General features: G+C 64.8%; 28 protein-coding genes. 18 read left to right on the top strand and 10 right to left on the bottom strand.

The features are described 5' to 3' along the window. Position 1: 1 nt before the first annotated feature. The gene (locus NSO95_RS09840; protein ID WP_257596048.1) at positions 2–244 is read right to left on the bottom strand and encodes an acyl carrier protein; all 243 of its coding nucleotides are present in this window, start codon (positions 242–244) and stop codon (positions 2–4) included. Positions 245–392: 148 nt separating this feature from the next. On the opposite strand from NSO95_RS09840, the gene NSO95_RS09835 reads away from it, so the two are divergent. Then, positions 393–959 (top strand): Pycsar system effector family protein, encoded by a 567-nt coding sequence (locus tag NSO95_RS09835; protein ID WP_257596047.1) that lies wholly within the window; start codon positions 393–395, stop codon positions 957–959. A 24-nt stretch (positions 960–983) separates the two neighbouring features. Here NSO95_RS09835 and NSO95_RS09830 read toward each other — a convergent pair whose 3' ends face one another. Together NSO95_RS09830 and NSO95_RS09825 are read right to left on the bottom strand one after the other, a co-directional pair. Next, positions 984–1,301 carry a hypothetical protein gene (locus NSO95_RS09830; protein ID WP_257596046.1) on the bottom strand — a complete coding sequence of 106 codons (318 nt, stop codon included), beginning with the start codon at positions 1,299–1,301 and terminating at the stop codon, positions 984–986. A gap of 365 nt (positions 1,302–1,666) precedes the next feature. Beyond that, the gene (locus NSO95_RS09825) at positions 1,667–2,044 is read right to left on the bottom strand and encodes a response regulator (protein WP_257596319.1); all 378 of its coding nucleotides are present in this window, start codon (positions 2,042–2,044) and stop codon (positions 1,667–1,669) included. Positions 2,045–2,093: 49 nt separating this feature from the next. Here NSO95_RS09825 and NSO95_RS09820 point away from each other — a divergent pair, with 49 nt between their 5' ends. Genes NSO95_RS09820 through NSO95_RS09800 form a run of 5 tightly spaced genes read left to right on the top strand, consistent with a single transcriptional unit; the run spans position 2,094 to position 5,346 of the window. Then, positions 2,094–2,384 (top strand): DUF3572 domain-containing protein, encoded by a 291-nt coding sequence (locus NSO95_RS09820; protein WP_366519007.1) that lies wholly within the window; start codon positions 2,094–2,096, stop codon positions 2,382–2,384. Further along, the gene (locus tag NSO95_RS09815) at positions 2,381–3,016 is read left to right on the top strand and encodes an HAD family hydrolase (RefSeq protein WP_257596045.1); all 636 of its coding nucleotides are present in this window, start codon (positions 2,381–2,383) and stop codon (positions 3,014–3,016) included. Before NSO95_RS09820 ends, NSO95_RS09815 begins: the two co-directional genes overlap by 4 nt. Further along, the gene (locus NSO95_RS09810) at positions 3,013–3,471 is read left to right on the top strand and encodes a RidA family protein (protein WP_257596044.1); all 459 of its coding nucleotides are present in this window, start codon (positions 3,013–3,015) and stop codon (positions 3,469–3,471) included. Before NSO95_RS09815 ends, NSO95_RS09810 begins: the two co-directional genes overlap by 4 nt. Beyond that, positions 3,443–4,216 carry a glycerophosphodiester phosphodiesterase family protein gene (locus NSO95_RS09805; RefSeq protein ID WP_257596043.1) on the top strand — a complete coding sequence of 258 codons (774 nt, stop codon included), beginning with the start codon at positions 3,443–3,445 and terminating at the stop codon, positions 4,214–4,216. Before NSO95_RS09810 ends, NSO95_RS09805 begins: the two co-directional genes overlap by 29 nt. Next, a complete protein-coding gene (locus NSO95_RS09800; RefSeq protein WP_257596042.1) occupies positions 4,213–5,346 on the top strand; it encodes a GNAT family N-acetyltransferase in 1,134 nt (377 codons plus the stop codon). The genes NSO95_RS09805 and NSO95_RS09800 overlap by 4 nt, the downstream gene beginning before the upstream one ends. Here the strand turns inward: NSO95_RS09800 and NSO95_RS09795 are convergent. After that, the gene (locus NSO95_RS09795) at positions 5,343–5,672 is read right to left on the bottom strand and encodes a hypothetical protein (protein ID WP_257596041.1); all 330 of its coding nucleotides are present in this window, start codon (positions 5,670–5,672) and stop codon (positions 5,343–5,345) included. The two genes, NSO95_RS09800 and NSO95_RS09795, sit on opposite strands and share 4 nt — an antisense overlap. 290 nt (positions 5,673–5,962) lie before the next feature. On the opposite strand from NSO95_RS09795, the gene dksA reads away from it, so the two are divergent. From dksA to NSO95_RS09760, 7 genes are all read left to right on the top strand, one after another. Further along, entirely contained in the window at positions 5,963–6,421 is a 459-nt protein-coding gene (dksA, locus tag NSO95_RS09790; RefSeq protein ID WP_257596040.1) for an RNA polymerase-binding protein DksA, read from the top strand. A 138-nt stretch (positions 6,422–6,559) separates the two neighbouring features. Then, complete coding sequence (locus tag NSO95_RS09785; RefSeq protein WP_257596038.1) at positions 6,560–6,940, top strand: PilZ domain-containing protein; 381 nt, start codon at positions 6,560–6,562, stop codon at positions 6,938–6,940. A gap of 46 nt (positions 6,941–6,986) precedes the next feature. Beyond that, positions 6,987–8,462, top strand: coding sequence for an ABC transporter substrate-binding protein (locus NSO95_RS09780; protein WP_257596037.1), 1,476 nt, complete (start codon positions 6,987–6,989; stop codon positions 8,460–8,462). Between the two features lie 36 nt (positions 8,463–8,498). Continuing rightward, on the top strand, positions 8,499–8,915 hold the full coding sequence (locus NSO95_RS09775) for a DUF4112 domain-containing protein (protein ID WP_257596036.1): 417 nt from the start codon (positions 8,499–8,501) through the stop codon (positions 8,913–8,915). A gap of 35 nt (positions 8,916–8,950) precedes the next feature. Beyond that, the gene (locus tag NSO95_RS09770) at positions 8,951–9,742 is read left to right on the top strand and encodes a tryptophan 2,3-dioxygenase (RefSeq protein ID WP_257596035.1); all 792 of its coding nucleotides are present in this window, start codon (positions 8,951–8,953) and stop codon (positions 9,740–9,742) included. A 268-nt stretch (positions 9,743–10,010) separates the two neighbouring features. After that, entirely contained in the window at positions 10,011–11,225 is a 1,215-nt protein-coding gene (kynU, locus tag NSO95_RS09765) for a kynureninase (RefSeq protein ID WP_436278031.1), read from the top strand. Between the two features lie 139 nt (positions 11,226–11,364). Further along, entirely contained in the window at positions 11,365–11,499 is a 135-nt protein-coding gene (locus tag NSO95_RS09760; RefSeq protein WP_257596034.1) for an Entericidin EcnA/B family protein, read from the top strand. A gap of 79 nt (positions 11,500–11,578) precedes the next feature. Here the strand turns inward: NSO95_RS09760 and NSO95_RS09755 are convergent, their stop codons facing one another. Next, positions 11,579–12,187 carry an HNH endonuclease gene (locus NSO95_RS09755; protein WP_257596033.1) on the bottom strand — a complete coding sequence of 203 codons (609 nt, stop codon included), beginning with the start codon at positions 12,185–12,187 and terminating at the stop codon, positions 11,579–11,581. A 134-nt stretch (positions 12,188–12,321) separates the two neighbouring features. On the opposite strand from NSO95_RS09755, the gene gluQRS reads away from it, so the two are divergent. From gluQRS to NSO95_RS09735, 4 genes are all read left to right on the top strand, one after another. Then, positions 12,322–13,155, top strand: a complete 834-nt coding sequence (gluQRS, locus tag NSO95_RS09750) for a tRNA glutamyl-Q(34) synthetase GluQRS (RefSeq protein ID WP_257596032.1) — start codon at positions 12,322–12,324, stop codon at positions 13,153–13,155. 9 nt (positions 13,156–13,164) lie between these two features. Further along, a complete protein-coding gene (locus NSO95_RS09745) occupies positions 13,165–13,404 on the top strand; it encodes a hypothetical protein (protein WP_257596031.1) in 240 nt (79 codons plus the stop codon). A gap of 33 nt (positions 13,405–13,437) precedes the next feature. After that, positions 13,438–14,007 (top strand): cob(I)yrinic acid a,c-diamide adenosyltransferase, encoded by a 570-nt coding sequence (locus NSO95_RS09740; RefSeq protein ID WP_257596029.1) that lies wholly within the window; start codon positions 13,438–13,440, stop codon positions 14,005–14,007. A 61-nt stretch (positions 14,008–14,068) separates the two neighbouring features. Next, positions 14,069–14,938: a 3-hydroxyacyl-CoA dehydrogenase NAD-binding domain-containing protein gene (locus NSO95_RS09735; protein ID WP_257596028.1), complete on the top strand. Its 870-nt coding sequence runs from the start codon at positions 14,069–14,071 to the stop codon at positions 14,936–14,938. A 10-nt stretch (positions 14,939–14,948) separates the two neighbouring features. On the opposite strand, the gene NSO95_RS09730 is transcribed toward NSO95_RS09735, so the two are convergent. After that, complete coding sequence (locus tag NSO95_RS09730) at positions 14,949–15,314, bottom strand: hypothetical protein (protein ID WP_257596027.1); 366 nt, start codon at positions 15,312–15,314, stop codon at positions 14,949–14,951. A gap of 62 nt (positions 15,315–15,376) precedes the next feature. Then, the gene (gene mutS / locus NSO95_RS09725; protein WP_257596026.1) at positions 15,377–18,001 is read right to left on the bottom strand and encodes a DNA mismatch repair protein MutS; all 2,625 of its coding nucleotides are present in this window, start codon (positions 17,999–18,001) and stop codon (positions 15,377–15,379) included. A gap of 125 nt (positions 18,002–18,126) precedes the next feature. On the opposite strand from mutS, the gene NSO95_RS09720 reads away from it, so the two are divergent. Next, positions 18,127–20,388: an NADP-dependent malic enzyme gene (locus NSO95_RS09720; protein WP_257596025.1), complete on the top strand. Its 2,262-nt coding sequence runs from the start codon at positions 18,127–18,129 to the stop codon at positions 20,386–20,388. On the opposite strand, the gene NSO95_RS09715 is transcribed toward NSO95_RS09720, so the two are convergent. From NSO95_RS09715 to NSO95_RS09705, 3 genes are read right to left on the bottom strand one after another with little or no spacing between them, the layout of a single operon-like run. Then, a complete protein-coding gene (locus NSO95_RS09715; protein ID WP_257596024.1) occupies positions 20,385–21,086 on the bottom strand; it encodes a M50 family metallopeptidase in 702 nt (233 codons plus the stop codon). The genes NSO95_RS09720 and NSO95_RS09715 overlap by 4 nt on opposite strands. Next, a complete protein-coding gene (trmB, locus tag NSO95_RS09710; protein ID WP_257596023.1) occupies positions 21,086–21,790 on the bottom strand; it encodes a tRNA (guanine(46)-N(7))-methyltransferase TrmB in 705 nt (234 codons plus the stop codon). The genes NSO95_RS09715 and trmB overlap by 1 nt, the downstream gene beginning before the upstream one ends. An 18-nt stretch (positions 21,791–21,808) precedes the next feature. Further along, positions 21,809–23,605 carry an SLC13 family permease gene (locus NSO95_RS09705; RefSeq protein WP_257596022.1) on the bottom strand — a complete coding sequence of 599 codons (1,797 nt, stop codon included), beginning with the start codon at positions 23,603–23,605 and terminating at the stop codon, positions 21,809–21,811. Between the last annotated feature and the right edge of the window lie 123 nt (positions 23,606–23,728).

The raw sequence follows: 23,728 nt of genomic DNA, 5'->3' as shown, positions 1-23,728 counted from the left end.
CTCAGGCGTCCGACAGCTTGGCAACCGCGTCGACCAGCTGGCCGTAATTCTCGATCTCGGCCTGCTGGTTCATCGAAATGATGATGTCGAACTCGTCCTCGATCGCGGCGACGAAATCCATCACCGTCAGGCTGTCGAACTCGAGGTCGCCAGCGAAGGTGGTGGCGTCGGTAATCTCGACCCCCTTCTTGTTGAACGGCTCGATCAGCGAGCGGATGGTGGTGTCGACTGCGGCGCGGTCCATCGGGGCAAATTCCATTCTTTGAGCGGCCGCGCTGCGGCGCGGCCCGGATGGGTGGCGAAAAGCGGGAAGTGCGCCCGCTTGTCAAGCGCCAGCCGCGATGGCAGGTTCCCCCTTTGCGGTTGCGAATTGCCGCGTGGGGGACAAATCGATGGCCGAACAGCACGATAGCGGGGTGCAGGGCGAACCGGCAGCGAAGCCGGCACCAAAGCCTGTGACCTATTCGAACCACGCGATCCACCTCGTCCGCACGACCCAGAACAACACGCTCAAGCTGTCGCAGATGGCGGACCAGAAGGCTTCCATCCTGATGGGCGCGTCCTTCGTGGTGTTCTCGATCTCGGTCAGCCGCTCGCTAAATGGCGAACTGCCGTGGTCGCTCGCGATCCTCGCGGTGTTCGCCTTCGCCAGCTCGCTGTGCGCGGTGATGGCGGTGCTGCCCTCGACCAAGCGGATGGACATCCCCGAGGACCAGCGCAACGAACTGTTCTTCGGTCACTATTACGACGAGGACGAGGAAGACTGGAAACGCCGGGTCCTCAAGGAAATGGAAACCGACGAAAAGACCTTCCGCATGATGCTGCGCGACATCTACCAGAACGGCCAGGTGCTGCAGAGGAAGAAGTACAAGTTCCTTGGCTATGCCTACCGGATCTTCGTGACCGGGCTGATGATCACCGTCGTGGCGTTCGCGGTGGAGATGCTGTTTCTGAACTAGGATCGCAATCCCAGGAATCCGACCCTAGTACCGCGGAGGTATCGCCGAGGGTCCGGCTTTGGTTGCTGCATAAGCCGCTTCGGCCCGTTGCATCTCGGCTGTGCCGTCTACAACCTTTCTCTCTGCATCGATTTTGGCTAGGCTGGCTGCTCTGATCTGTTCTTCTGCCTCAGCGACCCGTTGACGAGCGCGGGCCAGATCCTTTTCGCCATCGGCAAGGCTTTTGGTGCTGCGGTCGATCGACTTCTGACCTTGGGCGACGTCTTTCCGGCCATTGGACCAGTCCTTGCCGTAGTCATTGATCTCGCCACCGCGCTGCGAAATGCGTTCGCCAGTGTTCATCGGGGTCGACGTCGAACAACCGCCAAGAGCGAGGGCAAGGCCGGCGGCAAGCGCCAGCATAGATGTCTTTTGCATAAAATTGGCCTTGAATGATACTGGATTCATTAGGGCTTTCTGATCGCCCGCATTTTTCCAGAAATGCCCATGTTGGCGATTTAATTCACCAGCACTATCGTAATATACCGCGAAATCGGCATTGATATAGAGATGGGCATCAAAAAACGTTATTCAATGGAAAAGATTTCTATTTTAAATAGGCGAAATAGAATTGGTTTTCATCTTCACATTTTTGATCTGGATTCGCAATACTTCTGGTTTTGGGGCGCGAGATATGGGTGGCCTAGGTATGCCTAGGCAGCCCTTGCTTATCCCGCCGCTTCACCCACCAGCGCCCGCACCGCCTCCATGAACGGACGGATCGACACCGGCTTCGACAGATAATCCGCCGCGCCCGCGTCGCGGATGCGTTCTTCGTCGCCCTTGCCGGCGTAGGCGGTGACCGCGAGGATCGGCACATCGGCCAGCGTCGTATCGCGCTTCATCGCGGCGATCAGGTCGAGGCCCGAGATATTGGGCAGCTGGATGTCCATGATCGCGAGATCGGGGGCAAAGGCGCGCGCGGCGTTTAGCGCCAGCTCGCCGTCGGCGACCGGCTCGACCTCGAAGCCGTTGGCGCGGAGCACGTCGCAGAACAGCTTCCGGTTGAGGTCGTTGTCCTCGACAACGAGGATTCGCTTTGCCACTAGGACCGTTCCCTTCGCATCGCGCGACATCTAGGTTTCCTGCAGGACGCTGACAATTCCCCGCCACGGCCAATCCCCGATCCTGACCCGGCCCGAAGCCGAAACGCTGGCGCTCTCCGCGCTCGGCTGGGTGCTGGGCGATGCCGACCGGGCGGAGCGGCTGCTCGCGCTGACCGGCCTCACGCCCGAACAGATGCGCGCCAGCCTGACCGACCCGGCGATGCTCTCCGCCGTGCTCGAATTCCTCGGCCGATACGAACCCGATCTGGTAAAAGCGGCCGAGGCGCTCCAGATAGCGCCCGAGACGCTGATTGCCGCGCAGGAAATCCTATCCCGATGAATCGCCCACTGATCATTTCCGATTGCGACGAAGTGCTGCTGCACATGGTCGCCCCGTTCCGCGACTGGCTGGGCGAGGCGCGCGGAGTCGATTTCCAGATGGGGACCAATGATTTCGGCAAGGCGCTGCGCTGGCAGGAGAGCGGCGAAGTGTTGGGCCAGGAAGACATCTGGCGGTTCTTGCGCGAATTTTTCGACGCCGAAATGCACCGCCAGCTGCCGATCGAAGGCTCGGTCGCGGCGATGAACCGGCTGGCCGAGCACGCCGATGTCGTGATCCTGACCAATTTGCTCGACAAGCACCAGCAGGGCCGCGCCGACCAGCTCGCCAACCACGGGCTCGAGGCGCGGGTGTTCACCAACCAGGGGCCGAAGGGGCCGGCGCTAAAGGCAATCGTCGAGGAATATGCGCCGAGCCGCGCGATCTTCATCGACGATCTTGCGCAGCACCACCGCTCGGCGCGCGAGACGCTCGCCGATATCACCACTTTGCATCTGTGCGGCGAACCGCTGCTCGCCCCGCATATCGACTGCGCACACCGGTCGGGCCACGCCGACGCGCGGATCGACACCTGGGACGAAGCGCTGCCGTGGCTGCTCGCCGCGCTGGAAATCGAAAAGGAACCCGCATGACCATTGAAGCCCGCCTCGCCGAACTCGCTATCGAACTGCCCGAAGCCGCCGCGCCGGTGGCGAGCTATGTGCCGGTCGTGGTCGAGGGCGGCTTCGCCTATGTCTCGGGGCAATTGCCGTTCGTCGAAGGCGAGCTGGTCAAGGGCCGGCTGGGGGAGAATGTGACCCCCGAAGACGGGCAGGCCGCCGCGCGCGCCTGCGGGCTGATGATCCTCGCGCAATTGAAAAAGGCCGGGCTGCTCGAGAAGGTGCGGCGGGTGGTCAAGCTGGGTGCCTTCGTCAATTCGGCGCCCGATTTCACCGGCCAGCCGGCCATCGCCAACGGCACGTCGGACCTGATGGTCGAGGTGTTCGGCGAAGCGGGCAAGCATGCGCGCAGCGCGGTCGGGGTGCCGGTGCTGCCGCTCGGCGCAGCGGTCGAAGTGGATGCGATTCTTGCTATCGACATGGATTGACAACTGGCGCGCGCCGCCGCCCAACCCGGCGCGGGTCAAATGGCTCGCCGAATGGGACTATGCCCATCGCGGGCTGCATAGCCCGGGCACGCCCGAGAACTCGGCCAGCGCTTTCGCCGAGGCGATCGGGCGCGGGATGGGGATCGAATGCGATGTCCAGCGCACTTCGGATGGCGGCGCGGTGGTGTTCCACGACTGGGAGCTCGACCGGCTGACGGATGAGCAGGGTCCGGTCGAGCGGCTGACGGTGGCCGAGCTGGGCGCCATCCCGCTGCGCCAGAACGGCGACCGGATCCCCAGCCTCGAGCGGCTGCTCGAACAGGTCGGCGGGCGGGTGCCGCTGCTGATCGAGATCAAGTCGAAGCGCGACAAGCGCGCCCGGCCGCTGTGCCTTGCCGTGCGCCGCGCGCTCGAGGGTTACCGGGGCCACCATGCAGTGATGAGCTTCGACCCGCGCGTGGTGCGCTGGTTTGCGGTCCACTCGCCGCGCACGGTCCGCGGGCTGGTGGTGACCGAGGAAGGCAGCAAGGGATTTCGCGGCACGGTGCGGCGGCGGCTCGCGATGTGGAACTGCAAGCCCGATTTCCTCGCCTACGATGTGCGCGATCTGCCAAGCACCTTCGCCGCCGCACAGCGCAAGCGCGGGCTGCCGCTGCTCACCTGGACCGTGCGCGATATGGCGAGCGCGCAGGTCGCGTTCGACCACACCGATGCCCCGATTCTGGAGGGCGAGGTGGCGCAGTGAGCAATGGCGAGCTAATCGCCAAGATCGCCGGATCGGTCGGGGCTTTGCCGAAAGACCAGTGGGATGCGCTTGCAGGCGGCAATCCCTTCGTTTCGTGGGATTTCCTCACCATCCTCGAGGAATCGGGCAGCGTCGGGCCGGGCACCGGATGGCAGGCGGTGCCGATAATTATCGAAGGTGCGGACGGCACGCTGGCCGGTGCCATGCCGTCCTACCTCAAGGGCCACAGCCAAGGCGAATATGTGTTCGATCACGGCTGGGCCGACGCCTACGAGCGGGCGGGCGGGCAGTACTATCCCAAGCTGCAGATTGCCGCGCCCTTCACCCCGGCGACCGGGCCGCGGCTGCTCCTGTCCGACCCGTCGCTTGCCGCGCCGCTGCTCCAGGCGGCGGAGACGTTGTGCGCAGGCAACGGCTTTTCCTCCGCCCACGCGACCTTTGTCGAGCCTGCGCAAATGCAGCTGTTCGAGGCCGCCGGGTGGATGCCGCGCAGCGATCTCCAGTTCCACTGGACCAATCGCGGCTATGCGAATTTCGACGCGTTTCTGGGCCAGCTGTCCTCGCGCAAGCGCCGCACGTTGCGCAAGGAACGCGCCGCCGCGCAGGAGGGGGGAGAAATCGTTTGTCTGACCGGGGATGCGATCCGGCCCGAGCATTGGGATGCGTTCTGGCTGTTCTATCAGGACACCGGCGCGCGCAAATGGGGCTCGCCCTACCTCACCCGCGAGGCGTTCGACCTGTTCGGCGAGCGGATGGGAGACCGGTTGCTGCTGGTGCTTGCGCTGGATGATGGCGAGCCGTTTGCCGGGGCGCTGAATTTTATCGGGCCCGATGCGCTCTATGGCCGCTATTGGGGGTGCAGCCGCGACAAGCCGTTCCTGCATTTCGAGCTGTGTTATTATCAGGCGATAGATGCCGCGATCGAACTCGGTCTGGCGCGGGTCGAGGCGGGGGCGCAGGGCGGCCATAAGCTGGCGCGCGGTTACGAACCGGTCGAGACGTGGTCGGCGCACTGGATCGCCGATCCGGGCTTCCGCGAGGCGGTGAGCGATTTCCTCGACCGCGAGCGCCATGGCGTGGCGCAGGACCGCAACTTCCTCGAGACGCGAACGCCGTTCAGGAAGGCCTAGGCGACTTTGCGGGCCGTATCGTTCAGCCATTGGCGCGCGCGGCGCTGGGCCTCGGCGATCTCGCGGGCGGTCATTTCGTCCGACACATCGGCGCGGCACCAGCTCGCCTCCTCGTGACCTTTCGAGGCGGCGAGGTTGAACCATTTATGCGCTTCGATCAGGTCGCACGGCGCGCCGTGACTGCCGGTCGAGTAAGCGACCCCAAGGTCGAAATAGGCGTTGACGCAGCCTTGGGCTGCGGCGGCGAGACACTGCGCCACCAGCAGGTCCGCGGTGTGGACATCGGGCCGGGTCGCTATCCCGCCTTCGATCGGAGTGAGTTTCATTGTTGTACCCCCATGCTCGCGAAGGCCCCCTGCCGTCGCTTGATCCGGGTTTTCCGCAGAACATGGTCAACAAATGGTTAACTCGGTGCGCAGAATCCGTCGCCGCACTGCATTCTGTTCGGCTCGGCTTAAGTTTGTGGAGCATAAGGGCCGACCCCTAGATTGCCGCTTGTGCGGGGGGGTGCCCACTTCTATAGGCCCGCCCAAAGCGGAGGGCCGAGAGACCGGATCACACCGGCAAGGTGTCACGCAAATCGTTGAAACGATTACGATAGGGTATCGAGGACCATATGGCGACAGCTGCATTCGAAGACTCCGATGCGCTCAAAAACGTAAAGGCCGCGCTCGAACCCGGCTATGTTCCCTCGGACGACGAAGAATACATGAGCGAGACGCAGCTGAATTATTTTCGCATGCTGCTGCTCGAATGGAAAAAGTCGATCCAGTCGGCATCTTCCGCCACGCTGCAATCGCTGCAGGATGGCCCGATCCGCGAGCCCGATCTCAATGACCGTGCCTCGAGCGAGACCGACTGGAGCATCGAACTGCGCACGCGCGACCGGCAGCGCAAACTGACCGCCAAGATCGACGCCGCGTTGCGCCGGATCGATGCTGGCGAATACGGGTTCTGCGAGGTAACCGGCGACCCGATTGGCCTGCGCCGGCTGATCGCCCGCCCGGTCGCGACCATGACGGTCGAAGCGCAGGAGGCGCATGAACGGCGCGAGAAAATCTCGCGCGACGATTAGGCATTTCCTGGTCGGTCCGGAGGGCCTTTGCGGCTTTCTCGTTTAAAGCTTCATTAGCCAATTCGGGTGTATGAATCCGGGCATGCGCACCGGTGCGTGCGAAGCTGGTTTTGTTCGAACGAAGGAATTTTGGCCGCGATGTCCGCTATCGATACCCGACACATCTCGCGTGACAGCCTGTTCCTGCTGGCCGATCTGCGGATCGGCGGGTTCGAAACCGGCGACCGCGTCAAGGTGCGCAACCTGTCGGCCGGCGGTATGATGGCGGAAGGTTCCGCCCGCGTCGAACGCGGGGCGCAGATCGCAGTCAAGTTGCGCAACATCGGCTGGGTCGAGGGCACCGTTGCCTGGGTCCAGGATTCGCGCTTCGGCATCGCCTTTGCCGAAGAGATCGATCCGAAAGTCGCGCGGGCACCTGAGCAATCTCAGGGCGCCTATGAGCCGCCTCGCTTTACCCGCTATGCATCGGCGCTGGCGCCGGGAGCGGGGCTCGAAAACGACCGGTTGCGCAAGCTCTGATTCTTTCCCGCTGACCGTTCGGACGCAAGCTGCTAGTCGGGGTGCGATGGCTCCGATCTGTCGCCTTGTCCTTTGCTGCATCCTGTTACCGGCACTCGCGTCCTGCAGCCTGTTCGGCGAGGGCGAAGACGATGTCGATGTCGCCTTCATCGGGACCGCTGCCGAATTGCGCCAGACCGGTGTGCGTCTGTCGCCGGCAGCGCAACACGTGCGCGAAGCGACTGCAGAAGGCCTGGTCACGCTGGATGCAAGTGGCCAGGTTGTCCCTGCGGTCGCCGAACGCTGGATCGTCACCGACGACGGGCTTAGCTACATTTTTCGTCTGCGCGACAGCGACTGGCCCGATGGCAGCGATCTTTCCGCCGAAACTGTCAAGCGCGAGCTCGACCGCGCTATCGGACGCCTCGAAGGGACGTCCCTCGGGCTCGACCTCAGGATTATCGCCGAGGTTCGCGCCATGGCGGGGCGGGTCATCGAAATCCGTCTCGAACACCCGATGTCGCAGTTCCTTGCGCTGCTCGCCCAGCCCGAGCTGGGTCTGACCCAGAGCAACCGGGGCGTCGGCCCGATGGCCGCTCGCTACGACGGGGGCGAAGTGGCGCTTAGCGCCCTGCCGCCCGACCGGCGCGGGCAGCCGATGATCGAAGACTGGAAGGAGACGGTACGACCGGTCAAGGTGCGTACCTATCCGGTCGAGGCAGCGATCGAAGCGTTCAAGGCCGGCGAGGCCGATGCGGTGTTCAACGGGCGGATTCAGAACCTGCCCTTGGCCGATCTCGGTCCATTGTCGCGCGGCTCGATCCGGGTCGACGGGGTTACCGGGTTGCTCGGGCTCAAGGTCGTGCGCGCCCGAGGTGTGCTCCAAAGCGAGTTCGAGCGCGAGGCGGTTGCGATGGCGATCGATCGGGGTAAGCTGTTCGAAGCGCTCAATCTCGGCCAGTGGCAGCAATCGACCCGAATTGTCCCGATGCTCGGAGCAGCCGGCGAGATGCCGCCCGAAGAACGGTGGAGCGCGCTGACGGTGGAGGAACGTCAGGCCGAGGCCGCCCGGCGGATTTCGAATTGGGTGTCCGGATCGGGAGTGGACCCGCGGATTGCAATCGCGCTGCCGTCCGGTCCCGGCTCGGATCGCGTCTTCAGGGCTTTGGCGGAGGATTTCAGCAAGATCGGGGTCACTCTGGTGAGGGTCGATGACAGAGCCAAGGCCGATCTCGAACTGCTTGATTCGGTCGCGCGCTATGCCGACAGGCGCTGGTTTCTCAACCAGTTCAACTGCCTCGTCTTCGGCGCGCTGTGCTCGCGCGACGCGGATCTTGCGGTGATCGCCGCGCTGCGCGAACCTGACGCGGCGGAGCGGGAAAAGCTGCTGGCCGACGCGGAAACAATCCTCCTTGCGAAGAACGTCTACATCCCCCTCGGCGCTCCGGTACGCTGGTCGCTCGTGCGCGGCGGGGTCGACGGGTTCGAGGCCAACGCCACCGGCTTCCATCCCTTGTTTCCGCTCGCCGAACGACCCAACTAACGCAGTACGCCACTTTTGGCGGAGCAGGAGGTAGCTATGCCCGCACCGCAACCGACCCAGGTCATGGGTTTCGAACTGCCGACCGGGACCGATCCGCATTCGGTCCGCAAGCGGATCGAGGCGATGGAAATTCTGCTCGAACGCAGCTTCCGCATCCCCGGAGTCAATTTTCCGGTCGGGCTCGACTCGCTGGTCGGACTGGTGCCGGTGCTGGGCGATATCGTGACCACCGCGATGGGGGCCTATATCATATGGGAAGCGCGCAACCTCGACATGCCCAAATGGAAGCTGTGGCGCATGGCGGGCAACGTCGGTTTCGACGCGCTGCTCGGCGCGGTGCCGTTGGTGGGCGATGCGGCGGATTTCCTGTTTCGCTCCAACACGCGCAACCTGAAGATCGTAAAAAAACACCTCGACAAACACCACCCGGCGACGCGCATCATCGAGCAGTAGTTTCAAACGAGACCGCATCGCGCTAGGGCAGGGCCATGGCGCAGAACGTTACCTACGCGAGCTACCTCGACCTCGATCGCATCCTTGCGGCACAGCATCCGGCCTCGGGCGCGCATGACGAGATGCTGTTCATCATTGTCCATCAGGCGAGCGAGCTGTGGCTCAAGCTGTGCCTGCATGAACTGGTGGAGGCGCGGCGGCATATCGCTGAAGATCGTCTGCGCCCGGCATTCAAGATGCTCGCCCGCGTTGCCCGTGCGCAGGGGCAGCTTATCCAGAGCTGGGACGTGCTGAGCACCATGACCCCGCACGATTATTCGACCATCCGCCCGCATCTGGGCCGGTCGAGCGGGTTCCAGAGCGCGCAGTACCGGATGATGGAATTCCTCCTCGGCGGGCGTAACGCCGACATGGCATCGCTGCACAAATCGGAACCGGCGACCGCGCAGGCGCTGCATGCGGAACTCGCCCGGCCGAGCATCTACGATGAGACCGTGCGTCTGATCGCCAGGCGTGGGTTCGATATCCCGCAGGATGTGCTGGATCGCGACGTCGGCGTGTTGTGGCAGCACAGCGCGCAAGTCGAAGCGGCATGGGCCGAAATCTACCGCGACCCGAAGGAGCACTGGGATCTGTACGAACTGGCCGAGAAGCTGGTCGATCTCGAGTACCATTTCCAGCGCTGGCGCTTCGGCCATCTCAAGACGGTCGAACGCATCATCGGCTTCAAGCGCGGCACCGGGGGGACGCCGGGCGTGCCCTATCTCGAGGGGGTGCTCAAGCAGGCGTTCTTCCCCGAACTGCTGAGCGTGCGGACGGCGATATGAGCGGGACACTTCAGAGGTATGCTCACACGGAGACGCGAAGAGGCGGAGGTCTTTCGTGCGCTCGCAAAGTCGCAAAGGCGCAAAGAGAAATTGCCGCGAAGCGGCACCAAGACAATCTGCCGACCGTCCAGATGCTGACCGAGATTCTTGGCGCGGCTTCGCCGCCTACACGCCTCCTTTGCGCCTTCGCGCCTTTGCGAGCGCAAATTGCTTTCTTCTCCGCGTCTCCGCGTCTCCGCGCGAATCGAAATCACCAAGGTGCGGCACGATGAGCGAGCTGCTCAACAAGGCCATCGAACTGGATGCAGCCGATCCGCTGGCGCGTTTCCGCGAACGGTTCGACCTGCCGGACGGCGTGATCTACCTCGACGGCAATTCACTGGGGGCGCTCCCCAAGTCGACGCGCGAGCGGCTGGCGCAGGTGGTCGATGCCGAGTGGGGCCGCGATCTGATCCGCAGCTGGAATACCGCCGACTGGATCGGCATGCCGCAGCGGGTCGGTGGCAAGATCGCCCCGCTGATCGGGGCTTGCCCGCATGAGGTGATCGCCTGTGACAGTGTTTCGGTCAACCTCGCCAAGCTGATCGGCGCGGCGCTCCACATGCGCCCCGGCCGCACGGTGGTGCTGAGCGAACCGGGGAATTTTCCGACCGATATCTACATGGTGCAGGGTAGTCCGGCCGAGCAGCGGCTCGCCGCGCGCGATCGCATTGTCGATGCGCTGGACGAGAATGTCGCGCTGCTGATGCTGACCCATGTCCACTACAAGACCGGCGCAATGTTCGACATGGCCGCGCTGACCGAGGCAGCGCATGCCGCAGGCGCGCTGGTGCTGTGGGACCTGTCGCATTCGGGCGGCGCGGTGCCGGTCGATCTGGGTGCCTGCAACGCCGACATGGCGGTTGGCTGCGGCTACAAATATCTGAACGGCGGGCCGGGTGCGCCTGCCTATGCGTTCGTCGCCGAGCGGCACCATGCAGCGCTGGTCAATCCGATCAGTGGCTGGATGGGCCACGCCGCGCCGTTCGCCTTCTCCGACGAGTACGCGCCCGCACCCGGAGTATCGCGCCTGCTGGCGGGCACCCCGCCGGTGCTGGCGATGGCTGCGCTCGAATGCGGGGTCGAGCTGATGGCGGAGATCGGGATCGAGCCGCTGGTCGCCAAATCGCGCGCGTTGAGCGAATTCTTCCGCGCTGCGATGGCGGAACATTGCCCCGGGCTCGAATGCGTCAGCCCTGCCGATCCGGCCTTGCGCGGGAGCCAGCTAAGTTACCGTCACCTGGAAGCTTACGCGCTGTCCCAGGCGCTAATCGCGCGCGGCGTGATCGGCGACTTCCGCGCGCCCGACGTGCTGCGGCTGGGCTTCGCACCGGCCTATGTCGGCTTTGCGGATTGCGCCCGCGCGATCGAGGCGCTGGCGGAGGTTCTGGCGAGCGGCGCGTGGCAGCGCGAAGAGTTCAGGCAGCGCGCGGCGGTGACCTGAGCGGAAGCTTCCACCCGCGTCTGGAAAGGCATTTAAAGCGAGGTTTCAGCACTTTCTGGAACTTGGCGAGCGGTACGGGCGTTGCCGGAACATTACCCGAGCAATGGAAGAGTTCCAAGCGCTCCCGAGGAGAAAGCCCATGCGTAAGCTGTTAACCGTGCTGGCCCTGAGCGGCACTGCAATGTTCATGACCGCCTGCAACACCGTCGACGGAGCCGTCGAGGATGTCGAGTCTGTCGGCGATTGCGCCGATGGCGTGGAAGGCAACTGCTGAGCCGGACGCTCCGTCTGCTGACAAGAAGGCTGCGCTGCCTGCGGGTGGCGCATTTTTCTTTAGTGGGACGCGAAGGCGCTTACGCCTCCAGCTCGATGTCCCAATAGAGCCAATCCCGCCAAGTCTCGTGCAGGTAGCCCGGCGGGAACTGCTTGCCGTGTTGCTGCAGTTGCCAGTGGGTCGGGCGGATCGGCTGGTTGTAGAGGTGCATCCCCGCCTGCCTGGGCGTGCGGCCGCCCTTCTTCATGTTGCAGGGGGCGCAGGCGGTGGCGATGTTTTCCCACGTGGTGCGGCCGCCCAGGCGGCGCGGAACGACATGGTCGAAGGTCAGGTGATGGGTGTCGCCGCAATACTGGCAGGCGAAGCGGTCGCGCAGGAACAGGTTGAAGCGGGTGAAGGCGGGAAACTCGCTGGGCTTCACATATTGCTTGAGCGCGATGACGCTGGGGATCTTCATGTCGAGATTGGGCGAATGAACCTCGCGGTCGTAGGTTTCGATCACATCGACCCGGTCGAGGAAGATCGCCTTGATCGCGGTCTGCCACGGCCACAGGCTCAGCGGGTAATAGGAGAGCGGGGTATAGTCCGCATTGAGGACGAGGGAGGGGCACGACGCCAGATTGCGCGTCGGATCCTCCATGCTACTTCGCAGTGTTGCGGCTCGTTCGATCAGTTCGGCCTTGAACAAATCCGTTCTCCCCGATTGATGGCGAGTGTGCATTTGCGCAGAATCGCGTCAAGTCTGTTACAGACAGCCTATCCACAGGCTTATCCCGCGAACTGCGGCATTTTGGACTCATACTCGGACATGCACCCCTAGCCATGAGCATCGTTACCCGTTTCGCCCCCAGCCCCAACGGGATGCTGCATCTCGGACACGCCTATGCCGCCATTGTCGCGCACGATCTGGCGCAGGCGCGCGGTGGGCGGTTCCTGCTCCGGATCGAGGATATCGACGGCGCGCGCAGCCAGCCCGAGCTCCCCGACGCCTTTCGCGCCGACCTGGCTTGGCTCGGCCTGAAGTGGGAGGAGGTGCCAGCGCAATCGACCCGCTTGGCGGACTACGCCGAAGCAGCGGTGCGACTGGAGTCCGAGGGCCTGCTCTATCGCTGTGTCTGTACCCGCACCGAGATCGTTGCGGCGGCGCGTGTCGCGGGGCTGGAGGGTCCGATCTATCCCGGCACCTGCAAGGGCAGGGCGGTCGACTTGGCGCTGCCCCATGTCCTGCGGCTAGATGTCGCCGAGGCCTTGCGCTACACCGGGCCGCTCGTGTGGGTCGACGAAATGGCGGGCGAACAGGCGGCGCGGCCCGAACTGCTGGGAGATGTGGTTCTCGTACGCAAGGATGAACCGGCGAGCTATCACCTTGCCGCCACACTCGACGATGCGGCGGATGGCGTGACCCTGGTCACCCGCGGGCGCGACCTGTTCACTGCCAGCCATGTGCACCGCCTGTTGCAGGCGCTGCTCGGCCTGGCGCTTCCGGTCTGGCACCATCACCCGCTGTTGCTCGACGAGCAGGGCCGCAAGCTCGCCAAACGACGCGGATCGCCTGCCGTGGCGGATCTGCGACTGGCAGGCGGCGACGGACTGTTGCTTGCGCAGCAACTGCGGTTGCGCCGATTTCCGGCTGGAATTTCGCTCGAACGCGCCTAGATACCATGCATGACCCCGATCCTGATCATCGTCCTCGTCGGCCTGATGGCCATGGTGCTCTATTCGCTGATCAAGGGGATCGTGGCCTTTCTCAAGACCACCAAGATCGACCTTGAGACCGGCGAAGGCGAGACCGTCACCGAAATGCAGCTTTTGCAGAACAAGGCGATGTTCGCGCGCATCAAGTATCAGGCGCTGGCGATCGTCGTAGTGGCGATCCTGCTGGCGATGGGCGGCGGACGCGGCTGACGCAGCATAGGCGGCGTCTGGGGGAGAGGCCGGATGGTCAAGCTCAACAAGATCTACACCCGCACCGGTGACGATGGCTCGACCGGGCTGGTCGACGGGTCGCGCGCGCCCAAGCATGGCGCGCGGATCGACGCTATCGGCGAAGTCGACGAGGCGAACAGCGTGATCGGCTGGGTCGGCTCGCTGCTCGCGGCGAGCGATTTCGCGCAGGATCTGTACCGCATCCAGAATGACCTGTTCGATCTCGGTGCAGACCTCGCCACCCCGGGCGGCGATTTCGCGCCCTCCGAAATGGTTCTGCGGATCGTACCGTCGCAGGTCGAATGGCTCGAAGCGGCGATCGACACGCTCAATGCGCATATCGCCCCGCTCGACAGTTTCATCCTTCCCGGCGGCTCGGACACTGCGGCCCGCGCGCATGTCGCCCGCGCCACCGTCCGCCGGGCCGAACGCGCGATGTCGCGGCTCGCGGCGGAGGAGGCGGTTAATCCGGCGGCGCTCGCCTATATCAACCGCCTGTCGGACTACCTCTTCGTGTTCGCCCGCATGCTCAACGAAAACGGTGCGCGCGATGTGAAATGGGTGCCCGGAGCAAACCGCTAGCCAAGGCCGATCACCGCCGCTAACACCCGCATTTTGCTGCGAGTGCGAAGGGATTGATGCGATGCAACAGGTGGCGGTGATCGGCGCGGGCCAGATGGGTTCCGGCATTGCGCAGACAGTTGCAGGCTTCGGCTACGACGTGCTGCTGTCGGACGTCAGCCTCGACCTCGCGCAGCGCGCAGTCGGCCGTATCGACGCCGCGCTCGGCAAACTGGTCGGCAAGGGCAAGCTCGATATCGCGCAGGCCGAGGCGACCATCGCGCGGATTACCCCGGTCGCCGAATACGGCCCGATGGCGGATGCGGACCTGATCATCGAGGCTGCGACCGAGCGCGAGGAGATCAAGCGGACGATCTTCGAAGCTGCCGGCAAGGTGCTGCGTAGTGATGCCATCCTTGCGTCGAACACCAGCTCGATCCCGATCACCCGGATGGCGAACTATTCGCCCGATCCGGCGCGCTTCATCGGTCTGCACTTTTTCAATCCCGTCCCCGTAATGGGTCTGATCGAGGTGATCCCCGGTCTCGCCACCGCGCAAGCGACGACCGATGCAGTCGTGGCTTTCGCCGAAGGGCTGCGCAAGGAAGTGGTGCTGAGCCAGGACGAGCCCGGTTTCGTGGTCAACCGCATCCTGCTGCCGATGATCAACGAGGCGATCTTCGTGCTCGGCCAGTCGACCGCCAATATAGAGGATATCGACAAAGGCTGCCGGCTCGGCCTGAACCACCCGATGGGGCCGTTGCAGCTGGCCGATTTTGTCGGGCTCGACACCTGCCTCGACATCATCATGGTGCTCTACAACACCACCGGCGACAGCAAGTACCGCCCTGCGCCGCTGCTGGTGAAATATGTCGAGGCCGGTTGGCTGGGCCGCAAGACCGGGCGCGGCTTCTACGACTATTCGGGCGAATTGCCGGCCCCTACGCGGTAGAGTCGACGCGCTATTGCGGCTCGCCCACGACCACAGGACCGACCGGAGCGCCGACTGGCACGCCGACCGGTTCGGGCTGACGGGCTACGTTGCCTTGACTGTCGTCCTGCGGACTCGGATCGAGGCCCGTAGGATCGATGCCGGTGGGATCGAAACCCTCTCCGCTGTCGGCAAGCTGATCTTCGCTCCCCATGGCGGCAGCTTGATCGACCGGAACGACCGGCTCTCCTGCTGGCGGCCCCTTTGGCGCGCCGATCGGACCGGCCGGGGGCGGCTGGCGCGGCTCATCGATCTCTCGCGGACCGAAAGTACCGATGCCCGAAACCGAATCGACCAGCACCGCACCGCCCACGAGAACAAGCCCCGCAAGCGCCATTGCGGCCATCTTCAAACTGCTCAGCTCGCTTGACATAACCGGTGGTCGGTAGCGCGAAGGCGTTAAGTTTCGGTTTTGCCGGCTTCGCGCTTGAGCTCGTAAAGCAGGTCGAGCGCCTCCCGGGGGCTGAGTGCATCGAGGTCGAGCGCTGCGAGACGTTCGCGCAAGCCGTCGCTGGTCTCGGGCTCTGCTGCGAAAGCAGTCGCGAACAAGGGCAGGTCTCCCAGCCCGGCAGCAATCCCGCCGGTCTCGGCGCGACCCTTCTCCAGTCTGTCGAGCACCGACTTCGCCCGCGCGACGACCGGTTTGGGAACTCCGGCCAGCTTGGCGACTGCGAGGCCGTAGCTGCGATCTGCCGGTCCTTCGGCCAGTTCGTGGAGCAGCACCAGGTCGCCCTTCCACTCGCGCGCGCGGACATGATGCAGCGACAGCGCATCGCAGCTCTCGGCGAGACGCGACAGCTCGTGGTAATGCGTCGCGAACAGGCAGCGGCTGCGGTTGGTCTCGTGCACCGCCTCGACCACCGCCCAGGCCAGCGCCAGCCCGTCGTAGGTCGAGGTGCCGCGCCCGACCTCGTCGAGGATGACGAAACTGCGTGTCGTCGCCTGCGCCAGGATGGCGGCGGTTTCGACCATCTCGACCATGAAGGTCGAGCGTCCGCGCGCGAGATTGTCCGACGCGCCGACCCGGCTGAACAGCCGATCGACCAGCCCGATGGTTGCGGCGCTTGCCGGAACGAAGCCACCTGCCTGTGCCAGCAGGACGATCAAAGCGTTCTGGCGCAGGAAGGTCGATTTGCCGCCCATGTTCGGCCCGCCGATCAACCACAGCCGGTCGTCGGGCGACAGACGGCAATCGTTGGCGACGAAGCGCGCACCGCTCGAAGCCAGCGCGGCCTCGACCACCGGGTGGCGGCCATCTACGATTTCGAGGCAGGCGTGTTCGACGATCTCGGGCCGGCACCAGCCGCCCTCGGCAGCGCGCTCGGCCTGGCCGGCGGCGACGTCGATACGTGCCAGCGCCGCAGCGGCTGCCGCAATGGTCTCTCGCGTGGCCACCACTTCGCCGACCAGTTCCTCGAAATGCGCCTCTTCCGCCGCGATGCCGCGTCCGCCCGCTTCGCCGATCCGGCCCGCTTCCTCGTGCAGGCTGAGCGAATTGAACCGCACCGCGCCGGCCATGGTCTGGCGATGGGTGAAGCCGCTGTCGGGCGCCATCAGCGCGTCGGCGTGCCGCGCCGGGACTTCGATGAAATAGCCGAGCACGCCGTTGTGCCGGATCTTGAGCGCGGCAATGCCGGTCTCGCCGCGGTACTTGCCTTCGAGGGCGGCGATGGCGCGGCGGGCATTGCCCGAAACCAGCCGCAGCGCGTCGAGTGCCGCATCGTAGCCCTCGGCGACGAAACCGCCGTTCTGCCGCTCGGTCGGCGGGGAGGGCACCAGCGCGCGCTGCAGATGGTCGACCAGCGCACCGTGCCCACCCATCGCGGGCAGCAGCCGCTCGAGCAGCTCGGGGCGGTCTGGTTTGGTTGCGAGTACATCGCGGATGCGCCGCGCCTCGGCCAGACCGTCGCGAATCTGCCCCAGATCGCGCGGGCTGCCGCGCCCGGCGACGATCCGCCCCAGAGCGCGGCCGATATCGGGCAGCGCGCGCAGCACCTGCCGCAGGTCGGCGCGCAGCAGCGGGTCGTCGTACAGCCACTGCACCAGCTGCAACCGCTGCGCGATAGCGTCGCGGTCGCACAACGGGGCGGAGAGGTCCTCCGCCAGTAGTCGCGCACCGGCGCCGGTCGAACAGCGGTCGATCGCAGCGACGAGGCTGCCCTGCCGGCTGCCCTGCTGCGAGACGAGGATTTCGAGGCTGGTGCGGGTCGCTTCGTCCATCGCCAGATGCCGCTCGCCCGAACGCGCGACCGGTGGCAGCAACAGCGGCAGGTTGCCGCGCCCGACATGGTCGAGATAGGCGATCAGCCCGCCCGCCGCTGCCAGCATCGCGCGGTCGAAATCGCCGAAGGCGTCGAGCGTCGCGACATCATGTACCGTCTTGAGCCGCCGTTCCCCTGCTTCGCTCGCGAAGTCGCTGCGGGGGCGCTGGAAGGCGGCGTCGGGGGCCTCGAACCAACCCTCCGGAACGACGATTTCGCTCGCACCCAAACGCGCCAGCGCTGCGCCGAGATTGTTCGTTGCGGTGCTTTCCAGCTCCATCCGCCCGGTCGAGATATCGACGCTCGCGACCCCCAGCGCGCCGCGCACTTCGCACACCGCCGCCAGCACATTGGCGCGGCGCGGCTCGAGCAGCGCCTCTTCGGTCAGCGTCCCGGCGGTGACGAAGCGCACGATATCGCGCTTCACCAGCGCCTTCGAAACCGGCGAACCTTCGCGCCGCGCGCGCTCCTTTGCTTCTTCCGGCGTCTCGACCTGTTCGGCGATGGCGACCCGGCATCCCGCCTTGATCAGCCGCGCCAGATATCCTTCCGCCGCGTGCACCGGTACGCCGCACATCGGCACCGCTTCACCGCCATGCTCGCCGCGGGTGGTGAGCGCGATGTCGAGGATCGCCGCAGCCTGCCGCGCGTCGTCGAAGAACAACTCGAAGAAATCGCCCATGCGGTAGAACAGCAGGCAGCCTTCGGCCTCGGCCTTGAGTCTGTGATACTGCTGCATCATCGGCGTGGGCTTGCCCGTCATGCCGCCGGGTAAAGCGGGGCCTCGCCGATTCGGGAAGGGCAAGCTGTCGCCTTTCCCCTATCGCTTGGAAACCGCCTTCGCTAAGCCGGGCCGACGTTACGGAACCAGCCGAGGGGGATTCAATCGTGGATGAGGAAAAACCGGGCAGCTTCACCGCGCGCGAGGCGCTGTTCTATCACGAGACGATCCGGCCCGGAAAGATCGAGATCATCGCCTCCAAGCCGATGGCAACCCAGCGCGATCTCAGCCTCGCCTATTCGCCCGGCGTGGCCGTCCCGGTCGAAGCGATCGCCGCCGATCCCTCGCTCGCCGCGCGGTACACCGCGCGCTCGAACCTCGTCGCGGTGATTTCCAACGGCACCGCGATCCTCGGCCTCGGCAATCTCGGCGCGCTCGCTTCGAAGCCGGTGATGGAAGGCAAGGCGGTCCTGTTCAAGCGCTTCGCCGATGTCGATTCGATCGATATCGAGCTCGACACCGAAGACCCCGACAAGTTCATCGAAGCGGTCGCGCTGATGGAGCCGACCTTCGGCGGGATCAACCTCGAGGACATCAAGGCACCCGAGTGCTTCATCATCGAGGCGGCCCTGCGTGAACGCATGAACATCCCGATCATGCACGACGACCAGCACGGCACCGCGATCATCTCTGCCGCCGGGCTGCTCAACGCGTGCCATATCACCGGGCGCGATCTCAAGGATGTGAAGATCGTGGTCAATGGCGCAGGAGCTGCGGCGATCGCGTGCACCGCGCTGATCAAGGCGCTGGGTGTGCGGCATGACAATGTGATCATGTGCGACCGTTCCGGCCCGATCACCCGCGACCGCGAAAACCTCGACCAATGGAAGAGCGCGCATGCGGTGGATACCGACGCCACCAGCCTCGAAGAGGCGTTGGTTGGCGCGGATATCTTTCTGGGCCTGAGCGCGGCCGGGGCGCTCAGGCCCGAATGGGTGGCGAAGATGGCGGATAGACCGATCATTTTCGCGATGGCCAATCCGACCCCTGAAATCATGCCTGACGAGGCCAAGGCGGTGCGTCCCGATGCGATTATTGCCACCGGCCGCTCGGACTTTCCCAACCAGGTCAACAATGTCCTCGGTTTCCCGTTTATCTTCCGCGGCGCGCTTGACGTACAGGCAACCGCGATCAACGAAGAGATGAAAGTTGCTGCCGCGCGCGCGATCGCCCAGCTGGCGCGTGAGCGTGTGCCGGACGAGGTTGCTGCCGCCTATGGCAAGAATCACAAGTTCGGCACGGACTATATCATTCCCGCTCCGTTCGATCCGCGCCTGATGGAGGTCGTATCCTCCGCCGTAGCGCAGGCGGCGATGGATTCGGGGGTGGCCAAGGCGCCGATTGCCGACATGGATGCTTACCGCCTGCAATTGAAGGCGCGGCTTAATCCGACCAGTTCGGTACTCACCAACACCTATGAAATTGCCCGCGCCCATCCCAAGCGGGTGGTGTTCGCCGAAGCGGAAGAAGACGTGGTGCTGCGCGCTGCGATCCAGTTCCGCGATTTCGGCTATGGCAAGCCTATCCTGGTCGGGCGGACCAAGGCGGTGGCTGACAAACTGCACCAATTGGGGGCTGACAATCCGGGTGATTTCGAGATCCAGAACTCGATGGATTGCCCCTATATTCCCGAGATGGTCGACTATCTCTATGCGCGAATGCAGCGGAAGGGTTACACCGAACGCGACGTGCGCCGGATGGTCAATCAGGAACGCAATGTGTTTGCCGCACTGCTCGTCGCGCTGGGGCATGGCGATGCGCTGATTTCCGGTATCACGCGCACCTTTGCGCAAACCGCTCGCGAAGTGAACCGGGTGCTCGATCCCAAGCCGGGTGCAATTCCCTTCGGCATTCATATGCTGATCGGCAAGAACCACACCACCTTCCTTGCCGACACGACGATCAACGAACGCCCCTCGGCCCCCGAGCTGGCGCATATCGCCAAGGAAACCGCCGCTGTCGCCCGCCGCATGGGGCATGAACCACGCGTGGCCTTCCTCAGCTATTCGACCTTCGGCAACCCAAGCGGCCAATGGCTGACCAATATCCGCGAGGCGGTCGCGATCCTAGACACGGATGATCCGGGCTTCGAATATGAAGGCGAAATGGCACCCGATGCCGCGCTCAACCCCAAGGTAATGGCGCTCTACCCCTTCAGCCGCCTGTCGGGTCCGGCCAATGTGCTGATCATGCCGGGGCTGCAATCGGCCAATCTCTCGGCCAAGCTGCTGCGCGAACTGGCCGGCAATGACACCATCGGGCCGATGCTGATCGGGATGGAAAAGCCGGTCCAGATCGCCCCGATGACCGCGATTGCGCCCGAAGTGCTGACGCTGGCCGTGCTGGCGAGCGCGGGGGTGGTGGGCTAGGCTTTTCTCCGCGTCGGCATCAGGTTGCGCAGGATCACCGATCCGTCACTACCTTTCGTTGGAACGAGATTCGCGAGGCCGAGGATGATCGAAATCGCGGCGAACAGCCATGCGAGTCCGGTCGCCGTGCCTTGGAGGGTTTCGCTGCGGCGCCGATCACCCTCTTTTTCCAATAGCGCGCGGATTTCCTCGTTGCTTGGAAAGCGGCCGGGCCGTGCTTGCTCCGGCGCGCCAGGAACGATTACGACGAGGGCAGTCTCGGTCGGTTCGACTGGCTGCGTCGCCTGCCATCCGGAAAGTAGGCCGATCACCAGCGCCGCGCTCAGCAAGTTCGCGAGCGGACCCGCAACGGCGATGGCCACCCGGTCCCGCCGGGTCTCGTCGCGCCGCCGAAAGATGTAGCTGACATAGCCGCCGATATCGCGGCTCGGCACATGGCGCTCGATCCGCAATCGGCGCTCGGACGGCGCATAGCCGAACGGCAGCGCGACGATCTTGAGCACATGCGCCCCGCGCAGGTGGGCGATCCACGCATGGCCCAGTTCGTGGATCAGGATCGCGGGAAAGTTAAGCAGCAGGACCGCGAGGAGGGCAACGAACCCATTGGGAAAGATGCCCAGCGAACCGGCGAAACCAAACAACGCAAAGTTGGCGATCAGCCAGACGAGATAGCCAAGCCCCCTGACCAGCCAGCGCATCAGCCGCGCCGCCGGTATCGAAAGTACCAGACCTCGTGCCCGTAAACCGTGCGCGCCTTGTGCTCGTAGCGCGTCTCGGGCCAGCCGGAGGGGCGTACTTCCCAGCTATCGCGGCCTTCGACCTGCCAGTCGAACAGATCGGTATGGCGCTGCATCACCATCAGCGCGTGGCGCAGATAGACCGGGTGGTCGGTGCCGAAACGAAATTCGCCGCCGGGCTTCAGCTTGGCGGCGAACATCCGCACGGGGCCGTCGTTCATCATCCGCCGCTTGGCGTGCTTGGCCTTGGGCCACGGGTCGGGGTGGAGCAGGTATAGCTGTGTCAGCGCACCATCGGGCACGCGGGCCAGCACCTCCAGCGCATCGCCCATATGCAGGCGGACATTGGCCAGCCGCTGCTCCTCGATATGGGTCAGCGCCTGCGCCACGCCATTGACGAAGGGCTCGGCCCCGATAAAACCGTGGTCGGGCAACAGGTCGGCGCGATGGGCGAGGTGCTCGCCGCCGCCGAAGCCGATCTCGAAATGCAGCGGTCTGTCCTGACCGAAGAGCCGCTCCGCCGTCACCGGACCTTCCACCGGAACCGCAATCTGCGGCAACAGTTTGTCGACAAGCTCCTGCTGGCGCGCGCGCAAGGGCTTGCCCTGGCTGCGCCCATACAGCCGGTTGAGCGTGGTCGGATCGCCTTCCTTGAATGCCGTCATGGGCTGCGCCCTAGCGGCTCAGGCGAAGAACATCCAGATCGCGAGCGAGGTCGCAATGCCGACCCCGATGTTCATCGGCACCCCGATCCGCACAAAGTCGGCGAAGCGGTAATTCGCCGCGCCATAGACCAGCGTATTGGTCTGGTACCCGATCGGGGTGGCGAAGCTCGCGCTCGCGCCGAACATCACCGCGACGATCAGCGGGCGGGGGTCGATCCCGGCCCCTTCCGCAAGCCCGATGGCGATCGGGGTCATGATGACTGCGATGGCATTGTTGCTGATCGCTTCGGTCATCACGCTGGTGACCGCGTAGACCACCACAATCAGCATCAGCGGCGAGCTCGCCGCCATCCACGGCTGGATGGTCGCCACGATCAGTTCGATCGAGCCAGCATTGTCCAGCCCCTTGCCGAAGGCGAGCATGGCGAAGATCAGCACCAGCGTATTGCCGTCGAGGCTCTCCCATGCGTCGCTCGGCTCGATGCAGTGGAACAGCAGTACCAGCGCCACGCCGCCGACCGCGAGCGCTTCGATCGGGAGACCGAACAGCGCTGCCCCGACGACCACCGCAGCGAGCGTGGCGATCGCGATCGGGGCCTTGGCGCGGCGGAAGGAGCGAACCGAGGATTCGCTTACCGCAGTCAGCTGGACATTGCCCTGCAGCGCTTGTGCCGCATCGGTGCCTGCCGCAATGAGCAGGCGGTCGCCGGCCCGCACGCGGGCCTGCGCGAGCGACGGACCCGCGAGGTGGCGCGGGCGCGACAGGCCGAGCACGCGGACGCGCAGGCGCGAAAGCAGCGGGATCTCGGCCAGCCGCTGGCCGACCACCGGATGGGTCGCCGATACGACCGCTTCGATCACCCGTAAGTCTGCCGGGCGCTTGTCGCGAGCGGTTTCGACGCCGCCGCCGACACCGACCAGCCCGGTGCGAAAATCGGGCGCCTCGGCGAGCGAGGCGATTTCCTCCGGGCTTGCCGCGACCACCAACTGGTCCCCGGCCAACAGCACCGTTTGCAGCACATCCTTGCGTTGCAAATTGTTCCCGCGCTGGATTGCCTGGATCCGCAAGCCGGGCCGGCGGGCAAAGTTGGTGTCGGACAGGCGCTGGCCGACATAGCGGCTGGTGGGCAGCAGGATCAGGTGGGTGAGATAGAGGTCGCTCTCGCGCTCTTCGTCGCCCAGTCGCGGCCCGCGATCGGGCAGAACCAGCGGCCCGAGGAGCAGCATCACCGCTAGGCCTGCCGTCAGCGAGACCATGCCGACAGCGGTAATCTCGAAGATGCCGAATGCCGCCTGTCCGTTTTCCTGCGCCACGCCGTCGACCAGCAGGTTGGTCGAGGTCCCGATCAGCGTCAGCGTGCCGCCCAGGATCGTGAGGTAGGACAGCGGTATCAGCAAGCGGGTCGCGCCGATCTTGAGCACCCGCGCCAGCCGTTTGACGATCGGGATCATCACGATCACCACCGGCGTGTTGTTCATGAATGCCGAGGCGGCGACGGTGCCGAGCCCGATTTCCGCCGTTGCTAGGCGCGGCTTGCGCAAGGTGCGGCGGATGACCCAGCCGGATACTTCCTCCAGCGCGCCTGTGCGCAGCAGCGCGGCGGAGAGGATGAACATCGCCGCGATGGTGATCGGCGCCGAATTGGAGAAGGTGCCAAGCATCTCCTTGGGAGAGAGATAGCCGAGCACCAGCATCGCCGCCGCAGAGACGATCGCGATGACCACCGGCGGGCGGCGCTCGAAGGCAAATGCAACGAAGGTCCCGAGCAGGAGCAGGAGCCCGATCTGGGCCGAGTAGTCGGAGAGAATCGACATGGTTACGGCCTGCGGAATCGATTGTGAGATAGTGGAATTCACACAGGCCGCTTTGATTGCCAAGCGGAAAGCGTTTTCCCTCTTGCGGGCCGACGGGCGGATGAACGAAGACCGGCCGATGCC

This window comes from Parerythrobacter lacustris, assembly GCF_024626475.1.
GTDB classification, from domain to species: Bacteria; Pseudomonadota; Alphaproteobacteria; order Sphingomonadales; family Sphingomonadaceae; genus Parerythrobacter_A; species Parerythrobacter_A lacustris.
Note: the sequence above shows the minus strand (reverse complement) of the source record. Positions and strands in the feature narration are given on the sequence as shown.